The organism is Heyndrickxia coagulans DSM 1 = ATCC 7050, assembly GCF_000290615.1.
Taxonomy (GTDB): domain Bacteria; phylum Bacillota; class Bacilli; order Bacillales; family Bacillaceae_C; genus Weizmannia; species Weizmannia coagulans.
In genome coordinates this window covers 1-357 of sequence record NZ_ALAS01000153.1, presented here as the reverse complement: position 1 = coordinate 357, position 357 = coordinate 1, and the positions used below count along the sequence as shown (strand labels likewise).

The following is a 357-nucleotide window of genomic DNA, read 5'->3' as shown; positions in this document are numbered from 1 at the left end:
ATCCAAAAATAAGCGATTCTCGGTTTACTTGGTTTATTTCTCCTATCCGGTTTTCAAAGAACACATACTGAAGGATTGGACCTTCAAAACCGAACAAAACGAAAACGCCAAACTTAATTTCGGAAAACCGAAGGTTTTCCTTTTATGTCTAGCTCAGGGCGCTATCGGCTAGCGTATTTCTACGTCTTCTCCCTACGATAAGCGGGCATCGATTCGCCTTTAAGGCTCATCATGTTTCCTTTATCTCAGTCGAAGACTTCGAAATCTGTACGCCGATGAACGAGCGCCCTACGCTTTTCCCCTTAGAAAGGAGGTGATCCAGCCGCACCTTCCGATACGGCTACCTTGTTACGACTT

Annotated in this window: 1 rRNA gene; it reads right to left on the bottom strand. The window is 45.1% G+C overall.

The window, feature by feature from the left end:
* Positions 1 to 306: 306 nt before the first annotated feature.
* Positions 307 to 357: ribosomal RNA gene (locus IC21_RS08155) — 16S ribosomal RNA — on the bottom strand; the annotation flags it as partial.